The 17,570-nt window shown below is 51.1% G+C and carries 23 protein-coding genes and 1 tRNA gene; 13 read left to right on the forward strand and 11 right to left on the reverse strand.

Translation table 11 applies throughout. From position 1 onward, the window contains the following. The first annotated feature begins 120 nt into the window (after positions 1-120). Positions 121-1,671 carry a PEGA domain-containing protein gene (locus FTO68_RS01645; RefSeq protein WP_255331612.1) on the forward strand — a complete coding sequence of 517 codons (1,551 nt, stop codon included), beginning with the start codon at positions 121-123 and terminating at the stop codon, positions 1,669-1,671. A 225-nt stretch (positions 1,672-1,896) separates the two neighbouring features. Here FTO68_RS01645 and FTO68_RS01650 read toward each other — a convergent pair. Beyond that, a tRNA-Leu gene (locus FTO68_RS01650) sits at positions 1,897-1,981 on the reverse strand. Between the two features lie 206 nt (positions 1,982-2,187). Here FTO68_RS01650 and trpY point away from each other — a divergent pair. Together trpY and FTO68_RS01660 are read left to right on the forward strand one after the other, a co-directional pair. Beyond that, positions 2,188-2,688 carry a TrpY family transcription regulator gene (trpY, locus tag FTO68_RS01655; RefSeq protein ID WP_255331613.1) on the forward strand — a complete coding sequence of 167 codons (501 nt, stop codon included), beginning with the start codon at positions 2,188-2,190 and terminating at the stop codon, positions 2,686-2,688. 121 nt (positions 2,689-2,809) lie between these two features. Further along, positions 2,810-2,941 carry a hypothetical protein gene (locus FTO68_RS01660; protein ID WP_255331614.1) on the forward strand — a complete coding sequence of 44 codons (132 nt, stop codon included), beginning with the start codon at positions 2,810-2,812 and terminating at the stop codon, positions 2,939-2,941. 178 nt (positions 2,942-3,119) lie between these two features. Here the strand turns inward: FTO68_RS01660 and FTO68_RS01665 are convergent, their stop codons facing one another. Genes FTO68_RS01665 through FTO68_RS01685 form a run of 5 tightly spaced genes read right to left on the reverse strand, consistent with a single transcriptional unit; the run spans position 3,120 to position 6,022 of the window. Further along, the gene (locus FTO68_RS01665) at positions 3,120-3,620 is read right to left on the reverse strand and encodes an HD domain-containing protein (protein ID WP_255331615.1); all 501 of its coding nucleotides are present in this window, start codon (positions 3,618-3,620) and stop codon (positions 3,120-3,122) included. 9 nt (positions 3,621-3,629) lie between these two features. After that, on the reverse strand, positions 3,630-4,145 hold the full coding sequence (locus FTO68_RS01670) for a transcription factor (RefSeq protein WP_255331666.1): 516 nt from the start codon (positions 4,143-4,145) through the stop codon (positions 3,630-3,632). Then, a complete protein-coding gene (locus FTO68_RS01675; protein ID WP_255331616.1) occupies positions 4,145-5,218 on the reverse strand; it encodes an ATP-grasp domain-containing protein in 1,074 nt (357 codons plus the stop codon). Before FTO68_RS01675 ends, FTO68_RS01670 begins: the two co-directional genes overlap by 1 nt. Continuing rightward, positions 5,215-5,739, reverse strand: coding sequence for a tRNA (cytidine(56)-2'-O)-methyltransferase (locus FTO68_RS01680; protein WP_255331617.1), 525 nt, complete (start codon positions 5,737-5,739; stop codon positions 5,215-5,217). The genes FTO68_RS01675 and FTO68_RS01680 overlap by 4 nt, the downstream gene beginning before the upstream one ends. 7 nt (positions 5,740-5,746) lie before the next feature. After that, entirely contained in the window at positions 5,747-6,022 is a 276-nt protein-coding gene (locus FTO68_RS01685) for a MarR family transcriptional regulator (RefSeq protein WP_255331618.1), read from the reverse strand. A gap of 35 nt (positions 6,023-6,057) precedes the next feature. Here FTO68_RS01685 and FTO68_RS01690 point away from each other — a divergent pair, with 35 nt between their 5' ends. Continuing rightward, entirely contained in the window at positions 6,058-6,450 is a 393-nt protein-coding gene (locus FTO68_RS01690) for a hypothetical protein (RefSeq protein WP_255331619.1), read from the forward strand. A 1-nt stretch (position 6,451) separates the two neighbouring features. Here the strand turns inward: FTO68_RS01690 and FTO68_RS01695 are convergent, their stop codons facing one another. The 3 genes from FTO68_RS01695 to FTO68_RS01705 are packed head-to-tail and all read right to left on the reverse strand — an operon-like array spanning position 6,452 to position 9,047. Next, positions 6,452-7,195: a UPF0280 family protein gene (locus FTO68_RS01695; RefSeq protein ID WP_368659864.1), complete on the reverse strand. Its 744-nt coding sequence runs from the start codon at positions 7,193-7,195 to the stop codon at positions 6,452-6,454. Next, the gene (locus FTO68_RS01700; protein ID WP_255331620.1) at positions 7,156-7,542 is read right to left on the reverse strand and encodes a 4Fe-4S binding protein; all 387 of its coding nucleotides are present in this window, start codon (positions 7,540-7,542) and stop codon (positions 7,156-7,158) included. The genes FTO68_RS01695 and FTO68_RS01700 overlap by 40 nt, the downstream gene beginning before the upstream one ends. Beyond that, complete coding sequence (locus tag FTO68_RS01705; protein ID WP_304364179.1) at positions 7,539-9,047, reverse strand: homocysteine biosynthesis protein; 1,509 nt, start codon at positions 9,045-9,047, stop codon at positions 7,539-7,541. Before FTO68_RS01705 ends, FTO68_RS01700 begins: the two co-directional genes overlap by 4 nt. A gap of 103 nt (positions 9,048-9,150) precedes the next feature. On the opposite strand from FTO68_RS01705, the gene FTO68_RS01710 reads away from it, so the two are divergent. Genes FTO68_RS01710 through FTO68_RS01725 form a run of 4 tightly spaced genes read left to right on the forward strand, consistent with a single transcriptional unit; the run spans position 9,151 to position 13,595 of the window. Continuing rightward, positions 9,151-9,858 carry a Nif3-like dinuclear metal center hexameric protein gene (locus FTO68_RS01710; RefSeq protein ID WP_255331621.1) on the forward strand — a complete coding sequence of 236 codons (708 nt, stop codon included), beginning with the start codon at positions 9,151-9,153 and terminating at the stop codon, positions 9,856-9,858. Further along, positions 9,855-10,184 carry an SWIM zinc finger family protein gene (locus FTO68_RS01715; protein ID WP_255331622.1) on the forward strand — a complete coding sequence of 110 codons (330 nt, stop codon included), beginning with the start codon at positions 9,855-9,857 and terminating at the stop codon, positions 10,182-10,184. The genes FTO68_RS01710 and FTO68_RS01715 overlap by 4 nt, the downstream gene beginning before the upstream one ends. 59 nt (positions 10,185-10,243) lie before the next feature. Continuing rightward, positions 10,244-12,985, forward strand: coding sequence for an alanine--tRNA ligase (gene alaS / locus FTO68_RS01720; protein ID WP_255331623.1), 2,742 nt, complete (start codon positions 10,244-10,246; stop codon positions 12,983-12,985). Next, entirely contained in the window at positions 12,978-13,595 is a 618-nt protein-coding gene (locus FTO68_RS01725; protein WP_255331625.1) for an ArsR/SmtB family transcription factor, read from the forward strand. The genes alaS and FTO68_RS01725 overlap by 8 nt, the downstream gene beginning before the upstream one ends. Here FTO68_RS01725 and hisH read toward each other — a convergent pair. Both hisH and FTO68_RS01735 read right to left on the reverse strand, forming a co-directional pair. Further along, positions 13,592-14,197 (reverse strand): imidazole glycerol phosphate synthase subunit HisH, encoded by a 606-nt coding sequence (gene hisH, locus FTO68_RS01730; RefSeq protein WP_255331626.1) that lies wholly within the window; start codon positions 14,195-14,197, stop codon positions 13,592-13,594. The two genes, FTO68_RS01725 and hisH, sit on opposite strands and share 4 nt — an antisense overlap. Further along, the gene (locus FTO68_RS01735) at positions 14,175-15,581 is read right to left on the reverse strand and encodes a phosphoadenosine phosphosulfate reductase domain-containing protein (RefSeq protein WP_255331627.1); all 1,407 of its coding nucleotides are present in this window, start codon (positions 15,579-15,581) and stop codon (positions 14,175-14,177) included. The genes hisH and FTO68_RS01735 overlap by 23 nt, the downstream gene beginning before the upstream one ends. Before the next feature lie 292 nt (positions 15,582-15,873). On the opposite strand from FTO68_RS01735, the gene FTO68_RS01740 reads away from it, so the two are divergent. From FTO68_RS01740 to mbhE, 5 genes are read left to right on the forward strand one after another with little or no spacing between them, the layout of a single operon-like run. Beyond that, the gene (locus tag FTO68_RS01740; RefSeq protein ID WP_255331628.1) at positions 15,874-16,449 is read left to right on the forward strand and encodes a Na+/H+ antiporter subunit E; all 576 of its coding nucleotides are present in this window, start codon (positions 15,874-15,876) and stop codon (positions 16,447-16,449) included. Then, complete coding sequence (locus FTO68_RS01745) at positions 16,446-16,703, forward strand: cation:proton antiporter (RefSeq protein WP_255331629.1); 258 nt, start codon at positions 16,446-16,448, stop codon at positions 16,701-16,703. Before FTO68_RS01740 ends, FTO68_RS01745 begins: the two co-directional genes overlap by 4 nt. Beyond that, positions 16,700-17,056 (forward strand): monovalent cation/H(+) antiporter subunit G, encoded by a 357-nt coding sequence (gene mnhG / locus FTO68_RS01750; protein WP_255331630.1) that lies wholly within the window; start codon positions 16,700-16,702, stop codon positions 17,054-17,056. The genes FTO68_RS01745 and mnhG overlap by 4 nt, the downstream gene beginning before the upstream one ends. After that, entirely contained in the window at positions 17,053-17,307 is a 255-nt protein-coding gene (locus FTO68_RS01755) for a hydrogenase subunit MbhD domain-containing protein (protein ID WP_255331631.1), read from the forward strand. The genes mnhG and FTO68_RS01755 overlap by 4 nt, the downstream gene beginning before the upstream one ends. Then, entirely contained in the window at positions 17,304-17,570 is a 267-nt protein-coding gene (gene mbhE / locus FTO68_RS01760; RefSeq protein WP_255331632.1) for a hydrogen gas-evolving membrane-bound hydrogenase subunit E, read from the forward strand. Before FTO68_RS01755 ends, mbhE begins: the two co-directional genes overlap by 4 nt.

Genomic DNA, 17,570 nt, shown 5'->3' on the forward strand with positions numbered 1-17,570 from the left:
AATCTATCTGGAATCATCGTCGGGTCTACAGACCCATACAATCAGGAGGGATATCGTTTTGGGGGGCTCTGTCATATAAAAATGAAAACGCTTAAACAAAAAAATGCCAAATGAAAGAATATGCAGAATACCCGAATTTGGATCGCTAACAGGACACTCCTTCTCCTGACATTAATTATTCTTACGACACTCTTCATTGTGGCAATGCCTGTCTCAGCAGTTGATAATGAGACCGCAACTCAAACACCAGCTCCTACCGCAACTCAAACACCAGCTCCTACCGCAACTCAAACACCGACTCCTACCGCAACTCAAACACCGACTCCTACCGCAACTCAAACACCAGCTCCTACCGCAACTCAAACACTGACTCCTACTCCTGCACCGATTGGACCTCTGATCCCACCAATCGGCGGTACTGTAGGGACTATCAGGGTCACCTCAGATCCAGCCACAGCCGATGTCACGCTGGATGGAGTACACAAGGGGATAACACCACTCGATATTGAAGTCTATGTGACAGGAACTCCACCCCAGTCTATTGTCATTTCAGAAGGAGGATACATTTCAAAGACAATCGCAGCACCTCATCCGGCTGCGGGAGAGACTAAAACCGTACACGTAGTACTTGAAAAGATTCAGCCAACGCCAACACCAGCTGTCGACGGCTACTTCTCAATTGACTCCCTCCCCCATGGTGCAACCATCCGGATAGATGGAGTCTATACCGGAACAACCCCTCTTCCTGACTACCCCATAACCACCGGGACGACGCACCGTGTCCAGGTAGAGTACCCCGGATATGAATCATGGTCAGGCATCTATTCTGCAAGCTCCGGCCAGACCACTACCATCTCCGCATCACTCATTCCTATCACACCCACAACCGGAGTGATGAGTATCTGTTCGCAACCCCCTGGTGCGGACGTCTATGTCGATGGATCGTACCATGGCCATACCCCCATGAACGTCGGATCTCTCAGCCCCGGCACCCATACGCTTGAACTCAGGCTTGCCGGGTACCAGCCATATACAGAATCAATTGGGATAGCTGCCAGCCAGACCACGACCCTCAATCCATATCTGACACTTGCCACCCCATCCACAGGATCTATTGCAGTTCGGTCGAATCCTTCCGGCGCTTCGATCTATCTCGATGGCCATTACAAGGGAGTCACCGTCTTAAATGATTATTTCGATATTGTCGGAGTTCCAAACGGAAAGCACACAATATCGCTGAGAAAAACCGGTTATTACGATTACACAACTGGTGCGACCGTAACAGGTGGAGGGATTAAATATGTGACCGGAACAATGGACCAGATGGCGCCCTCTCCCTCGCCCGAGCCAGATCTGGTGACCACCGGTACTGTGGAGCTTACCTCGAACCCCTCAGGCGCCGAGGTCTATATTAACAACCTCTTCCGGGGCATTACACCAGTTAATGTTCCTGATATCGCATCAGGGAGCAATGTGATCACCCTGAAGATGCAGGGGTACAGCGACTGGATAGAGACGGTGCAGGTGAGCGCCCGGCAGACCACACCCGTCTCAGCTACACTTACAGAGACTACACCACCCGCAACAGAAAAATCAGGTGGGCTGCCGCTTGCTGCTGTTGCAGCGATCGGGCTATTGAGCGTACTGATCATCGTCCTGAAGAGGAGATGAAAAACCCTCTAGAGGGATGATAGACGGATACCTGTAAAAGAGAAGAGCAAAATAAATGAACAGAAAATCTACTCAATATTCTCCTTTTTTTTAAAACAAATCTCAATCAGCAATATCTTTCCCTGAACACCATTACAGTCCCTGCGCAGAATAAGTGGGTACACCATTAATCGCTGCTTCGATTAAACGGGATATCTTTGATATGAGAGTAAAGAACAAAAGAAATGCGAGGGACCGGATTCGAACCGGCGAACCCCTACGAGACTAGCCCCTCAAGCTAGCGCCTTTGACCTGGCTCGGCAACCCTCGCTCGGTTGACTTAAACAAATACGATGCTATCCTTAAAAATGCTATCGATCTCGATTTTGCGTTGGATAGAAGCAATCAACTCTGAGGATACATGAAAACTGCCATTTTCCGCTTCTATGTTTAGCAATTGTGTACAACGATACACACTATCCTGCATCATTATACATCGCATCCTTTTTCCGTCACGACACTAATCATCTCGTGACTATGTGGTACGATATCATCGATGCCTTCTCAGATTCCCCCTCACAGCTCCGCGTTGTCAGATTCCTCCTTGAAAACGGGTTCGGGGTGAATGAATCGGGGAGGATCACCGCAAACGGTATAGAGATGCCTGCCACCCAGGTAGCGCGTGCGATAGGTGTTGATCGGCGTGTCATTGACACCACCGCCCGCAGCATCCTCGATCATGAGACACTGCGTCAGGTCTTCTGCAATATCCGCGTGACACCGGATCTCTCTCAGGTCGCGGAGGTGCTCGGTCTTGCGATCATCACGCTCATCCCAAAGAACGCATCTGACAAGCATATTGTTGCATCAGCTGTCAGGGTGCTCGCTGAATATGATATCTCCATACGGCAGCTCTTTGTGACCGATCCGGTCTTCTCAGAAGAACCGAAGCTCGTGATGATTATCGACGGAGCCCTCCCCCATGGGGTGGTAGAAGATCTAAGAGATCTCCCGCAGGTCAAGCGGCTCATCCTGTGATTAACGATCCTGTGATAATAAGAACAGAAAAGATGGCAGCAGGAGATCGTTTCGTCGCTATTATCCCCGATAAACAAGGCCTTACAGGCTTTCTTCATCTCCTTTGTGTATCAGCTGCCCTGTGACATTCCTCATTCAGGCAATCCCCCTGCCGCTCCTTCACCTGAAAAGGGGTGAAAGGATAGCATTGGAGGTCTATTACAACACCATGAGCGCTGGTAGCGCTCTCATCCTCTCTCTCGGGGCTGTTTAGCCCCTTTAGGGGATAAACTAGGTAGCGGCCACCCAACAAGCAAAGGGAGTCTGGTTGTGTCAGGGAGGGGTGAGGGGGATCAGTTCATCCAGGTTGCATCCCACAAGCAGAATCGGTGGTGGGGTGAGCAGGCTGCCCTCGAAAACAGCGAAGAAAGAAATATACTTTTTTCCGGATTTTATCTTCGAAATAACTCCATTTCAAGTGCCAGCCGGTAGGTCCGGCGCCGCTTATTCTTTGGTAGATCGAGAATTTTGATCATCCTCTCTTCAATATGTATCTCCCCGTTCCCTTTCACCAGGTTATCCGCATGGGCAACAATCTTCTCAGGTAAAGTAACCGGCATGCAATCTCTCGGAAGAAGGCCGAGCTGAAGATATTCTTCCGCAGTCTGGCCGGCTCCCAGATGCCTCTCGACGATACGGGCGATCTCTTCGGGAAGCCCGCGTTCGCGACATATATCCCCTCCAATAATAGCATGATCAAGGGAATGGCTCTCTGATCGACCGATATCATGGAGAAGGGCGCCACAGATGATAAGGCTCCGATCAACCACCTCATCATCTGTATATTCGGTAGCGACCCAGGCAACCGCCCGCGCATGGGCGATCACCTTTTCGGAGCATCCTGCGCCGATCAGATGCTCCATACATACTGACTCGGAAATCTCACCTTCCATAGGCCGGGATTAGCCAAGAGTCTCACTAATTTCCTGCAGCCGGCGCCGGAGTGCAAGAGCGAGCATCTCATTATCGAAATGGGATAGTGGCACATCACAGGTTACACAGGAAAATTCGTGTTTATATGCCTCGTTAAATGTATACATCGCCCCACAGGTCTTGCAGAGGTAAAAGTCGTTCTCTTCCTCATATCGTTCACGGGCGATTAGCTTCTCTTTCACTCTCTCCAGATCTTCTGCCAGAACAGGATCGAGCTGATCGAGCTGGAGATGCCAGAGATAAGTGAGCCATCCGGTTTCGTTATCCTTCACCCTACGGTATACTGCAAGCCTCCGTTCATAGAGGGTATAGAGGGTATGTCTGACAGAATTCAGGTTTATCCCGGTATTCTCAGCGAGTTCCTCGTCACTATGCTCTCCGGTATCAGGGAAACGCACAAGGAGCTGTATCCCTTCCTCACCAACAAGACGGAGGAAAAAGGAGTAGATCGGCGGTCTCTGTAAGAGTTCTTCCACTTGTTGCATCATTCAAGATATTGGCGTATGACACTAATATGATTATCCAGCATCCGGAGAGCCGCCTCCCTTGATTCCCCGGATCCAAAGACGCTCACCATCGCATCTCCTTCGCTAAACTCCGTTCCTGGTCGGGGAATATCAGCAATGATCGCACCGAACCGGTCCAGATGGGATCGGATCATGCAATCCTTTTCTGCAAAGAGGATGCGCCGTGCAGCATATCGCCGTGGACGAGGCCGCGCCATGGGAAGCCTGCCAAAACACGCATCCATATGCATGGTGAAGAGGTTAGTGCCGATTGAAGATTCCACGGTATCAAGGGTTGCCTGGAACCGTGGGTTCACCTCGATCGCAACAGCCTCATCTGAGAGGACGAAATCAACGCCAACAGATCCGATACACCCGCTTGCAGCAACAATATGCTCTGCAACTGCCATCATCCGATCGGCTAGCGGATGATCACAGGGAGTGATCGATCCTGCAAAACCAAATGCCGAATCGCCAAAACCACGGAGAATCTGCTCGTTTGAGGCAATAGCCACCGCACGTCTACCATCAGAGACGCAGGAAACACTTGCTGGAAGCCCCGAAATGAACTGCTGGCAGAGATAGGGGAGCTCCATCCCGTCGATCCAGGCTTTCTTCTCTTCCTCTGTCCTGACAATAGCATTTCTCCACCCTCCCGCACCAGAGACGGGCTTGATCATCACCGGAAACTCGCCGGTTGCCGCAAGCGTGGGATGAGGAACAGCTATCTCCGAGAAGAATTTCTGGATTGATGATTTATCAAGAAATTTTTGTATCGTTTCAGGATCGGTACCGGCGCGCCGGATACCGGGGCAGGCAATCGTCTCTGCCCCCGAGGTAAGGATGAGATGATCGATTGGATTGCGTGAGCAGATCTGATCGATTGCAGCCGGGAGATCTGCAAGCTCCTCAAAACCCGCATAATCAATAACATTCCATCCAAGATCGATATCCAGAAAATGATCAACTGCGCATACGCGGTACCCTGCCCTTCGTGCGGATCGTGCCACATGCCGGGTGGCATAGCCCGCGACAAGGACCGTCTCCGTCACCGCTCCACCATCTCTTTACCGCACTTACATGGCAGAACCGCAATCTCCGCATCAGGAAACTCCAGATCGAGTTCTTTTCCTTCATAGAGCTGATCAAGAAAGACTGCGAGTCCGGCGATCTCTGAATGCGGCTGATTGGTAACGGCGACATTATAATCGGCGATTCCATAGATCTCCCCCGGCACCTTCTCGGCACCGACAATGACAAGAACCTTCTCCTGCTGTCTGATCTCGCCAATCACATCCTGGATACGGAGTCCGTACATCGTCAGATGTACAACAGTACCACCCGACTCCCTGAACTCACGGATACAGCGTTTCCAGGGAACATTATTCTCAACAAAGAAGGATCCCCCAAAACGGCGGGCAACGCCTTCGATGCTCCCGATAACACCCGGATCATCTGCCGCCAGGTACATCCCGTCGGCACCGAGCGCACGCCCGGTCAGGCCGACATGAGTGGTCACCCGCTGATCGCGATCATGGCGGTGGCCAATCCGAAGTATAGTTGATCTGACCATTATGGCATCATCCCTCCCGTTTCATCTTTATAACACCATTTTCGATTATAAATGGAAGATCCTGTGAATATCGTACCCTGCAGGAGATGAGCATCTCTTCAATCCCGAGGGGATGAAGCTGATCGTTCTCCTCTTTGATGAGGAGGTAACGTATAAGACGGTCAACAGATGCACGCACCATCTCCTGGGAGAGTCCGGTAACCCTCTGAATATCTAAAACCGTGCTCACATGATCATAGACGATACGGTGGTAGATATCCCAGTCAACCTCTTCATCTTTCACAGAGTATTATGGAGTGAAAAGAAACAATATATCTTGTGAACGATGACGCCACCCTCTTTGAGATAGCAGATGAACTCCTTGAATATGCAGATGAGGATGAAGAACGGCTGGTGCATGCCATCCTGAAACTTGCACCCGGTACCAGATCAGAGTTGCTCACCTCTGATTTCCTCAACGCATACCAGGTGTATCTCTATCTCTTCAGGGAGATTCCTGATGAGCTGATAATCGATCGTCTCCTTCTGGAACCAGCATCCGCACTTCAGAGAGGGGTGCTCCTTGAGGAGATCGATCTCGTTGATCTCTACCTACTCGTCAAAGGGGAGATGCCGGTAATCCAGGTTCGGATCCAAGAGGAGATCCTCGCCACCTTTCAGGGCAGGGATTCACACCATCTGGCAATCCGGTTTGCTGAAGAGTATGAGTAGATCAGATCCCCCGTGTGATTAATGTGGTATCCACTCTGGCGTGGACGATCTCCGGCACATTCCCATACGAGAAGATCTCATCGCCAAAGACAGCCACCACGCCATGCACCTTTGAACCAGAGAGACCGCCAAACGCCGATCTATCAATAGCGGACAACTGGTTGCAAAGGGCGGTTGCCCATGCATCAGCAGAAGAGATATTATCGGAAAAGACGCTGACAGCATCGGCTGTGCCAAGAGAGATAGAAGGGCCAACTGTTGCAGAGGAAGTACAGACGCCGGAAATTTCCTTCTGTGGCTGACAGAGAAATGCACACTGTCCACTTTCTCCCGCGCTGCCCGCATACATGCCGATCCTGAGGATCCGATCCGTAAGATAAGCGATATCCCCCCCATTATCAATAACGCCAAAGACAGCACCCGCCTCCTGCATCGCCTCCACACCAGCCCATGCGATCGTCCCGGCAACTGCTGCCATCGGGCCCACACCGGCTTCATATGCGGCATCCACCATACGACAGATTACCGGATTATCAGATCCGGGATCATAGGGGTCAAATGAGGATCCAAAATATGGATCAGCCCGGATAATCGCCTCGACTGCCTGGCGTGCATCGAGGAGACCGTTTTTTGCAACCTCAATATCCGCTTCGCAATCTGCGAGAATCGTCGTTATCGTCTGTTTATACTGGAAATGCCGCCGTATCATTGCCTGATAGAGAGTGCCTGGTGCGGGCACGCGCATACACACTGCCCACACAGAATACACCGCTCTTCCCTGACAACCAGATGGAAATCAGCATCAAAGCAGAAGACTTCCTGTGGGCAGATGGAGAGGCAGGCACCGCACTCAACACATTCATGCTCATCATGAAGAACCGCATTCTCAAGCTTTTTTACCTCTACACCAAGCTCGGTGAGACGGGATGATATCCGGGCCTGCTCTTTCTCCGGGACATCAATCAGCACCCATCCTTCATTTGCATCGATATGGGCACGCTCGACATTGATCAACACCCCGGTCTCAAGGACAACCTGGGAGATGAGAGGGCGCTTGACCACATCCCTCTGGATAGTCAGGAAGAGTTTCATGGCTGCCACCTCCGCGAGAAGAGCTTCCCGAGATCGACTGCATTTAAGATCCCAATCACATGGAACTCACCATCTACTACCGGAAGAGCACTGATATTATGCTGTTCAAGCCGCTGTGCAGCTACATCAACCGCCTCATCAGCTCTGACGACGACCACCTTTTTGCTCATAATATCCGAGACACTGAGTGAATCACCTTTAAGCAGGACAGATTTGGAAATATCATAGGTTGTGATGATCCCAACCAGCCTCCCCTGCAGATCGATCACCGGCAGATGATTTGTCTCACCTTTGAGAAGTTTCCGGGCAGCCGTCTTCACCGACTCATCTTCTGTGATAGTAACTACTGCCGGGTTCATGATCTCCCGCACTCTCGGCGTCTGCCGTGTCTCCCTCATCGGGTGGCTTCGCTTATCAGTATCTATTCTTCGAGTCGGGAGTGCAACCGTAAAGGATCCTTCCTCTACAAGGCTCTTCAGATCATTTGCCACCTGCCGGGCATGGCTGAAGCTTGACATGGAGGATGTCCTGACCATCTCGCCATCGATATCGACATGGCCGCTTTTCAGTTCAGCATAGGTCACGGTCCGTACAACCGGCCTGTCCCTGCGCGGGGTACCATAGTCGACGATCGAGGTGACGAGATCTTCATCACGAACCGCAGAGTTTCTCACCGCCTCGATATTCAGCATCGGGAGGGCGATACCAAGCCCGACATACAAGCTGACACCATAGCCTGTCAGGCTTGCGGCACGCAGATAATCCGGGCTCATTGAGGTGAGATTTCCAGCAACCATCAGGGTTCCAAACCCATTGGATGGAGAACTCTGTGTCCCTTCTCCGACAATAATACCCTCTCCGCCACCAATGAAGAGCGGAACACCAGATCCGATCAGATTGAAGTGCGGATCGTTTGCAAGCGGGGAGAGAAGTCCGGCTCCCGAATATGATATATTGCCACTGTTTGAGAGGAGAAGACCCATGTAGGTGTTCAGTGTCCGATCGGATCTGTTAGTGGCGGCATTATAGCATTGGTACGCATTCCTCGGATTGACCATCACCGCCTGATTCAGATCTTCAAGCAACAGTTCGGTGGTGATCGTCCGTCTGGGATAACAATCAGTTCCTTTTGAGATAGCACGCAGCTCTATCTGTTTTCCTGATACGAGATCCTCAATAACATGTGCTCCGCCGTACTTCGATCCTTCTGTCGTAGACTCCTGGGTTGCTCCGATATATGCATCGACTGCAGCAATTCCAGCATATGCCTCTACATCATTAAGCCAGATCCGCTCCATCCGGATGGGGGGATCGGCATGCCCGAAGTTCAGAAAGGCTCCTGAAGAACACATCGCGCCGAAGGTGCCTGTTGTCACAACATCAACTTCGCGCAAGGCTCCTTCTTCGCCCAGTTCTGAGACGATATCTGGCATCTCCTCTGCAGTGACAACAACAGCACTTCCATCGCGAATTTTAAGATTAATCTCATCGATGGATTTTGCCATAATCAATATCTTTTCAGTGCATTAAAAAAGGTTACTGATTATAACCAACAGTAATTAAATCTCTACGCAACACCTATCCCCATTCCGGTCAGATTGTACTATCATGAAGCTATCGTCATTCCTGAACCTGATGGAGGAGATAGCCCCGGCATCGCTTGCTGAAGAGTTTGACCTGGGTAAAATAGGGCTCATTGTTGAGGGGGCCGATGAGATCGATGTGGTGGCTGCCGCACTCGATCCGACACCGAAGGTGGTTCAGTCAGCAGCAGCACTTGGTGCGGATATGCTTGTGGTGCATCACACCCCCCTCTTTACTCCGGTCACCCGGATCTCCGGACAGACTGCGCGCATATTGAGAGTACTCCTCACAAACGAGATGAACCTCTTTGTGATGCACACCAATTTTGATCGTGCTGAACAGGGTATCAACGATGCGCTTGCCGATCTGATAGAATTATCAAACAGGTCATATATGAGCCTCGGCATCGTCGGGGACTCCCAACTTCCTCTCAATGAAGTGATCAGGCGTCTTGGATGTGGGGTCCGGGTTCATGGAACAATCACGAGCAACAACCGGTTAGCTGTCGTCGGCGGATCAGGCTTTTCTTTAGATCTCATGGAAGAGGCGGTTGCCTGCGGCGCGGAGGCCTTCATTTCATCGGAGCTAAAACATAGCATCGAACGCCATATACCTCTTCCATGCATCGAAGCAACCCACTATGCCCTTGAATCACCCGGTATGAAAGCTCTCTCCGAGAGGATGGGATGGACGTATATTGATGATCCCCCCGAGAGTCATCTCCTGGTATGATCAATCCCTGGGTATTGCTGGAGCATAGTAGAGAGCTATCGGCAGAAGCAAAGCGATCACTCATCCATGCATACCATGAGCGTGGAGAAAAGGCGATTCTGGCTGCAGAACATGGGAATGTTAAGAAGTATCGGGATTTCTGGGTTGTGGTCGGGCGATCTGATGAGTATATTGTTGAAGACGGATTCTGCACCTGTGACGACTTCCGCTTCCGGGGGGGCGTCTGCTGGCATAGCCTGGCCGTTCGGATCGCAGATATATGCCAACTCTATGAAGAGTTCGATCTCTGGTACACAGAACCTCCAAACGGGGACATAACAGGCTGAATCCAAAGAGAAACAATTTATGGTGAAGAACAGAACCTATACCAAGCACGTGGTTATTCATGCTTGAGGAAGAATACGAGCTGGAATATTTTCGATCCAATGGATTTGTGAGGAAAACCTGCAGATCCTGTGGGGCAGCCTTCTGGACCCTGAACCCGGACCGGGAGTTATGTGGTGATGCACCCTGTGAACCATATCAGTTCATCGGAGAACCTGTCTTTAAACCGCATTCTATCGATCAGATGCGAGAGGCATTCCTCTCTTTTTTTGAGACGAATAACCATACACGGATCGACCGTTATCCCGTCGCTGCCAGATGGCGTGACGATATTTACCTGACGATCGCGTCAATTGCAGATTTTCAGCCATTTGTCACTGGAGGGGTTGTTCCTCCTCCGGCAAACCCGCTTACACTCTCCCAGCCGTGCATCCGTTTAAATGATCTCGATGCAGTAGGGCGATCAGGCAGGCATCTCACCTGTTTTGAGATGATGGCGCATCACGCCTTCAACTCAGCGAAAGAAGAAATCTACTGGAAAGAAGATACTCTTGAGCTCTGTTCAAACTTCATCCAATCGATCGGCGGAAATCTCCAGAACCTCACCTTCAAGGAGCATCCGTGGTTTGGCGGAGGGAATGCAGGGCCGAGCGTCGAGGTGCTCATCGGAGGACTTGAGGTTGCCACGCTCGTCTTCATGAACCTCGGGAGGACGAAGACGAACCATCACCCGACAATGATCGATGGAAAAGACTACTATCCGATGGATCTCCGTATCGTCGATACCGGATACGGTCTTGAGCGGTTCGTCTGGGCATCAAAAGGATCGCCAACCATCTATGATGCCGTATTCCCGGAGATGGTTTCCCGCCTGATGGGATCTGCCGGCCTTGAGCATCTTCTGGATAATGATGAATTCACCAATATCCTTGGATTAAATGCCAAGTTCGCGGGGCTTATTGATATCAGGGGAGAGAAACTGGTCAATCTCCGTAAGAAGGTTGCAGACTCGATTGGAATTGGCATAGATAAACTCGAGGAGATGATCACGCCGATTGAGGGTATCTATGCACTCTGCGATCATACGCGTTGCCTCGCCTATATGCTTGGAGACTGTATCGTACCATCAAATGTACGTGAAGGGTACCTTGCACGCCTTGTACTCAGGAGGAGCCTGAGGATGATGGGCGAACTAAACCTTGATGAGGCACTCTCTGATCTCGTTCTTGCCCAGATGGATACGATTGGATCTGACCAGTTTGAACAGACACAGGATATCGTCCGGCAGATTATCGATCGGGAGACTGAAAAATACAATGCCACCATATCGCGTGGAAGCAGAGTTGTCCAACGGGTTGCAAAGACCTATATCAAAAAGAACGAACCTGTGCCACTCCCTGAGATGGTTACCCTCTATGAATCCCATGGCATCCCGACCGCCCTTATGCGGGAGATCCTGACAAATGAAGGTGCGGACTTTGATCTCCCCGATGATCTTGATTCGATTATTGCAGATATGCACTCAGAGGCAGAATCTGTAGAAGAAGAATCAGGAATAACCAGATATCAGGAGCGCATTGGGGGGCTCCCGATAACAAAGAAACTCTATTACGAACGACCCTATGAATTCGAATTTGACGGCATTGTCATTGATTATTTTGATGGCTATGTCGTCCTTGACCAGACCCTCTTTTATCCAGAAGGAGGCGGCCAGCCTTCAGATACCGGGACACTGGTAACATCAGAAAATGTTGTCCGGGTGGATGAGGCGATCATAAAAGATAACCGCATCCTCCATAAAATCAAAGGCGGTGTCCTGAAACGCGGCGAGCGAGTGAAAGGAATCGTCGATGAAGAACGCCGCTGGTCGCTGATGCGGCACCATACCGGCACCCATATTCTTCTCCGTGCCTGTAAAGAGATCCTCGGGCCCCACATTCACCAGGCGGGAGCACAGAAAGGTATTGAGAGTTCAAGGCTTGATATCCGGCACTTCTCCCACATATCACCAGAAGAGGCAAAACGGATCGAAATCGCTGCAAACCACCTGATCATGGAGAATATCCCGGTATTTGTGAAAGTGGAAGACAGAAACCGTGCCGAGGAGAAGTTCGGCTTCTCACTCTACCAGGGCGGAGTACCTAAAGGAAAAGACATTCGTGTTGTGCAGATGGGCACAGAAGTGCAGGCATGCGGAGGGACACATTGCAGGAGCAGTGGCGAGGTCGGGATCATCAAGATCCTCAGGATAGAGCATATCCAGGATGGTGTTGAACGGATTGAGTTCTCAGCCGGTCTTGCTGCAATCTATGCGATGCAGCACCTGCAGGATATTGTAACTGAGGCAGCAGCCACCCTTTCGGTGCAGGTTGAACATCTCCCCCAGTCTGTGGATCGGTTCTTTACAGAATGGAAGGAGCGAGGGAAGATCATCGAGGATATGGAACTCCGGCTCGCAGATCTGTCACTGAAGAACCTGACAGGCGAAGAGATGCATGGCGTTGAAGTAGTCATCCGCCAGATCGATCTTCCCCAGAAAGAGCTGATCAATATTGCATCGGGGATCTCCAATCGGAAGGGCGTATCACTCTTCATATCACATGCCGATTCTCTTCGTGTGGTTGCAGGTTCAGGCAATGATGCAGTTGATGCAGGAGTGATCGTGAAGGAGATCTGTGGCATCCTGGGAGGGAAGGGAGGCGGAAAAACCGGGCTTGCACAGGGTGCAGGAAGAGATGTGGACGCAATTCCTGCTGCACTTGAGAAGGCACGGGAGCTAATCAGTTCGATGCTCAATGGCTGAAGAGATCATCTTCCTGGAGCCTGGCGAAGCGCAGGCACAGAAGATTGCAAAGGCGATGTCAAGCCCGACCGCAGGCGACCTCCTCAGAAACCTCTCTGAAGCCCCAAAGAGCACAACCGCACTTGCAGAAGAACTCCACATTCCGCTGACAACCGCAAAGTATCATCTCGGCAACCTTCTTGATGCGGGGATAATCGAGGTGGTCGATACCCGCTGGAGTGCTAAAGGGCGTGAAATCAAGCTCTACAGCATGAAAAACCAGGTTCTGATCGTTGCACCAAGAAGGCAGAGTGCAATCGGCATGGTGAAGAAATATGCCGCAACCCTCGGGGTTTTTATTGCAGGAACCGCGATCATCTCCCTCTACCTCCCGATACTCCAAACAAACAAGGTTTCGGGTGATATGATGGCATTTACTGCTGCACCACCTGAGACGATGCAGATTCCGGATGCAATCCCGATGGCAACCCGTGCAGCAGGCGGAGCTGGCACCCCCCTCCCCCCGATGGTGCACGAGTTCGTAACCGCCTTCTTCCTTGGAGGATGCCTGGTACTTGCAGCCCTGATAATGTACGAGGCATTGATCTGGTTCCGTGATGAACGGCGCTAACAGATCCCGATAAAATTTTTCAGCAGCAGAAGCCCGACATCCCCGCTCTTCTCAGGATGAAACTGCACACCATATATGAGGCCACGCTTTACTGCTGATGCATAGGGTACGATATATCCTGTTTCGCATAGCCGGTATGCTGCCGGGCAGCTGACATAGTACGAATGGACAAAGTAGAAATAACTCTCATCCGGGATTCCGAAGAGGAGAGGGTCATCCGGCATCGCATGGTGAATGGTGTTCCACCCCATATGCGGGACCTTCATCTCTGGTTCAGGCTGGAATTTCCGGACATTTCCCGGGATCAGCGAGAGCCCCTGATGGTTCCCATGCTCTTCGCTCTCATCCATTAGCATCTGCATGCCAAGGCAGATACCAAGGAGCGGCACCTCTCCAGCTACAGAAAGAAGGCATTGCCTGATCGGGGAGAGCCTCCCCATCCCCTCTGAAAACGCGCCAACGCCCGGCAGGATAATACCATCGGCAGACTGGATCTCTTCAGGATCATGGGTGATCACCGGGCATGCTCCCGCCTTCTCAATACCACGGAAGACCGATCTCAGGTTTCCAAGACCATAATCAATAATGGCTATCTTCATCATCAGATCCTCCCGTAATAATCCTCCACGCACCGCTCCCAAACCAGTTCTCTGGTTTGCCGTTGGCTGCGCCGGATTCGATGACGGCTGACCGCCAGCGATCCCAGAGTGTGGGATATTCAATTTCTATCATCTTAAGGTGAGCAATATCGCTTGACGGACACATATAACACCCGATTCGATCAAGGCCTTTTTCATAGAGTGGATTATACGGCGCCTTCTCCTGGAAAAGGTAGAGCCAAACATGGAGAGCATTCCAGTGCTGGATCGGGGCTGCTGAGAGCTGGTTAGGTACATTTGGATTTCTCCAGACACGCCGGCTCTTCATCCGCCTGGCCGACTCATACTTTCTCTGGCCGATAAGGGAAAGGCATTCCCCCCATTCCTTCTCGATCAGATCACGGACCGGCTTCAGTTTGCATGCCCTGCAGCACCACCTGAAATTAACTGCCGGGGGACCGTTTCTTGAAAAACCATCCCAAAAACCTCCTTCACCATCAGCCTTGAAGACGGGAAGATCATAGTGGCCGGCTATCCTGGAGACATTCTCATAGGTTTCAGGGAACTCTAACCCGGTATCTGCAAAGATCAATGGAACCGGTCCAACTGCCTTCAATGCCAGTAGGAGGGTGACGAGACTATCCTTACCACCTGAATATGATACCGTCAGCGGGAGATCTTCGGTCTCAGACAGTTCTCTGATGAAGATGATCGCATCCTCCTCCATTATGGCGAGGATCTCATGGTTTGCTCTTACCGCTGTCTCCCAATCAGCAGGAGCCGGATGGCAGGTCTGCGGGGCATTCTTACGCAGCCGGACAATCTGGCCGCGGGAAACGCCACGCGCCTCATCTGCCCCCATCTTCGCTCTCCCGACACCGATACAGGTGCCATCCGGCATGATGACGAATACTTCATCACCCTTCTCAGTGTGGGATTCAATCTCAACAACTCCGGGTGCGAGGACGCTTGAACCATCTTTTATGAATGGAGCAGCGCCAGGATCAACGATTACATACCGCTTTTTAGGCGTCATCAGTAGAGCTGCATCCGGGCGGGGAAGCGCCTCCCATCGCTCTTCTTGTGGAAGGTACCTGATCGCACCGACTATTGCCCCGCCGACGATGATCTCCTCCATTCTGTCATCATCGGGGACTTTGTTGAGGAGAGTGAGATGGCCATCCGGAATAAGTGGTGCGCCGAATGCTTCGACATAAATTCGATTGATCAGGTGAATATCTGAAGGGAAAGCCGGCCTGACATCCCCGGGCGGCGTGATCCCGACAAAACGCGTCTTATCCCCGCAGCTGCACCGTTTTCCAAGAACAGGCACGTGGCAGGCGTCACACCAGTAGAGGGGTATGGCACCGAGATAGGGTGATTTCATCCCTATAACATTATTGAGCATCAGTTAAATAGCGAGGCATCACCCCATAACCACCAATCTATCGGGTCAGGTGAAGGTAATGGCTTACATAATCCATGAGGGTGGATCTGCTAGTGTGACAGGTAGGATGATGAGATAAAATCAGAAAAACCAGCGCTTGATATCTTTTTTATGCTCTTCAGTACACGTTCCCTTCCTGCATGTATGGAAAACCATATTTTACGAAACGATCATTATTGATCATGATAAACAATGGGCTGGCATTTTATCCATTGCGTCTTCAGTATCCTATATGGGATCCGACGGCGCTCTGCCGTTGCACGAGGGGGGTTGCTTACCAGTGATCCGCTTCCTGGCAACCGCAATAGCCGCTTTTGTGGCATATCTCTTTTTGACAGCCGGATCGGGGACGATCATTCTCTGGTCTGAAAGCGAACTCATCATTGGTTGTATACTTTCAGTGATTGTTGGGATCGCCTCATACCGCACCTTCTGCAGGAGTGGAAGCGTGCGGATGGCAAATCCCCTCAGACTCATCCTTCTGCCGATATATGCGATCATCCCGCTCTTCATCGAAATGGCACGGGCAAATATCGATGTTGCAATCCGGGTGATAACCGGAAATGTGAAGCCGGGGATTGTTCGGGTGGATACCGGGATGAAGACGGAACTCGGCATGCTGATTCTTGCAAACTCAATCACCCTCACCCCGGGAACACTCTCGGTTGACGTTGATGATACAACCAGAGAATTGTATGTACATCTGATAAACGTCCCTGATGAACTCCGTGAGAAGAAGGTGGTTGATGCGCGGGAGCTCTTCTCTATCTTTAATATTCCAGGATGGATCAGGAGGATCGCCGAATGAACGACATCTTCTTCATTGCCATTGCAATTGTCGCATTATTGACACTTTTTGCCGCATTGAGGCTTGCTATCGGGCCGACTGCACCTGATCGGGTTGTTGCACTCGATACGATCAATACCCTTGTTGTCGGGGCAATGATCCTCCTTGCCGCCTATCTCGGCCAGACAATCTTTGTTGATGTGGCGATCGTCTATGCCCTCCTCTCATTCCTGGGCACCATCGCCATTTCGAAGTATATCGGAGGAGAACTATGATCGGGACAGCAGCAATGATATGCCTTGGAATCGGCCTGCTCTTTAATATCCTTGGTGTTATCGGAATCCTCAGATTCCCCGATGTCTATACCCGTCTCCATGCAGAGACGAAGATGACGACATTTGGAACAATATTCCTCTCACTCGGGGTAATCCTCTATGCCGGAGGAATGCTGATCCAAACCGATGACACTCAATACCTGACCCTTGCGATCCATACGACAATTGCTGTAATTGCCCTTGCTTTCACAAATGCAACCGGCTCCCATGCGATCGCACGGGCTGCCCATAAAAGCGGACAGCGGCCTGATCCTTCAGTTGTTGATCGCCTCGCGGAGGTGAAAGGGAAATGATTGAGATCATTCTTCATGCATTGATACTCACCGGGATGATGATTGCGGCGATTCTGGTCTTTAACTTCAAGGATCTCGTATCTGCGGCAGTTGCCTTCGGGCTCTTCAGTTTCCTCCTGGCAATTGAATTCTACCTGCTGCAGGCACCGGATGTAGCCATTGCAGAAGCTGCAATTGGAGCCGGGCTCACGACCGCAGCCTTCATGATAGCAATCCGTGGCACCACAAAAAAGGAGGGTGATGAAGCATGAGACGAAACCTCTCAATCATTATTACCATCCTGATGGTCGGGATGCTCGGGGTTATTGTAACCGGCTTAACATTCGGTGACCCCGGAGAACATCCTATGGACCGGTACTTCATCGAGAACAGCCAGATAGAGAGTGGAGCAAACAATGTTGTCGCCGCTGTCCTCTTCGACTATAGGGGCTTTGATACCCTCGGGGAAGCGGCGGTGCTCTTTACAGCAGCTCTCGGTGTCAGCCTTGTTCTGAGAAAACGGAGGGATGATTAA

This window comes from Methanocalculus taiwanensis (genome assembly GCF_024372745.1).
GTDB lineage: Archaea > Halobacteriota > Methanomicrobia > Methanomicrobiales > Methanocorpusculaceae > Methanocalculus > Methanocalculus taiwanensis.

Coding starts and splice junctions, on each gene's coding strand:
- mnhG (WP_255331630.1), top strand. CDS start 16,700: ATGATCGGGACAGCAGCAATGATATGCCTTGGAATCGGCCTGCTCTTT.
- FTO68_RS01755 (WP_255331631.1), top strand. CDS start 17,053: ATGATTGAGATCATTCTTCATGCATTGATACTCACCGGGATGATGATT.
- FTO68_RS01700 (WP_255331620.1), bottom strand. CDS start 7,542: ATGAAACTCTTCCTGACTATCCAGAGGGATGTGGTCAAGCGCCCTCTC.
- FTO68_RS01710 (WP_255331621.1), top strand. CDS start 9,151: ATGAAGCTATCGTCATTCCTGAACCTGATGGAGGAGATAGCCCCGGCA.
- FTO68_RS01670 (WP_255331666.1), bottom strand. CDS start 4,145: ATGCAACAAGTGGAAGAACTCTTACAGAGACCGCCGATCTACTCCTTT.
- FTO68_RS01745 (WP_255331629.1), top strand. CDS start 16,446: ATGAACGACATCTTCTTCATTGCCATTGCAATTGTCGCATTATTGACA.
- FTO68_RS01740 (WP_255331628.1), top strand. CDS start 15,874: ATGGGATCCGACGGCGCTCTGCCGTTGCACGAGGGGGGTTGCTTACCA.
- FTO68_RS01695 (WP_368659864.1), bottom strand. CDS start 7,195: ATGCGCGTGCCCGCACCAGGCACTCTCTATCAGGCAATGATACGGCGG.
- FTO68_RS01665 (WP_255331615.1), bottom strand. CDS start 3,620: ATGGAAGGTGAGATTTCCGAGTCAGTATGTATGGAGCATCTGATCGGC.
- mbhE (WP_255331632.1), top strand. CDS start 17,304: ATGAGACGAAACCTCTCAATCATTATTACCATCCTGATGGTCGGGATG.
- FTO68_RS01715 (WP_255331622.1), top strand. CDS start 9,855: ATGATCAATCCCTGGGTATTGCTGGAGCATAGTAGAGAGCTATCGGCA.
- FTO68_RS01645 (WP_255331612.1), top strand. CDS start 121: ATGCAGAATACCCGAATTTGGATCGCTAACAGGACACTCCTTCTCCTG.
- FTO68_RS01680 (WP_255331617.1), bottom strand. CDS start 5,739: ATGGTCAGATCAACTATACTTCGGATTGGCCACCGCCATGATCGCGAT.
- FTO68_RS01735 (WP_255331627.1), bottom strand. CDS start 15,581: ATGAAATCACCCTATCTCGGTGCCATACCCCTCTACTGGTGTGACGCC.
- alaS (WP_255331623.1), top strand. CDS start 10,244: ATGCTTGAGGAAGAATACGAGCTGGAATATTTTCGATCCAATGGATTT.
- trpY (WP_255331613.1), top strand. CDS start 2,188: ATGTGGTACGATATCATCGATGCCTTCTCAGATTCCCCCTCACAGCTC.
- hisH (WP_255331626.1), bottom strand. CDS start 14,197: ATGATGAAGATAGCCATTATTGATTATGGTCTTGGAAACCTGAGATCG.
- FTO68_RS01725 (WP_255331625.1), top strand. CDS start 12,978: ATGGCTGAAGAGATCATCTTCCTGGAGCCTGGCGAAGCGCAGGCACAG.
- FTO68_RS01705 (WP_304364179.1), bottom strand. CDS start 9,047: ATGGCAAAATCCATCGATGAGATTAATCTTAAAATTCGCGATGGAAGT.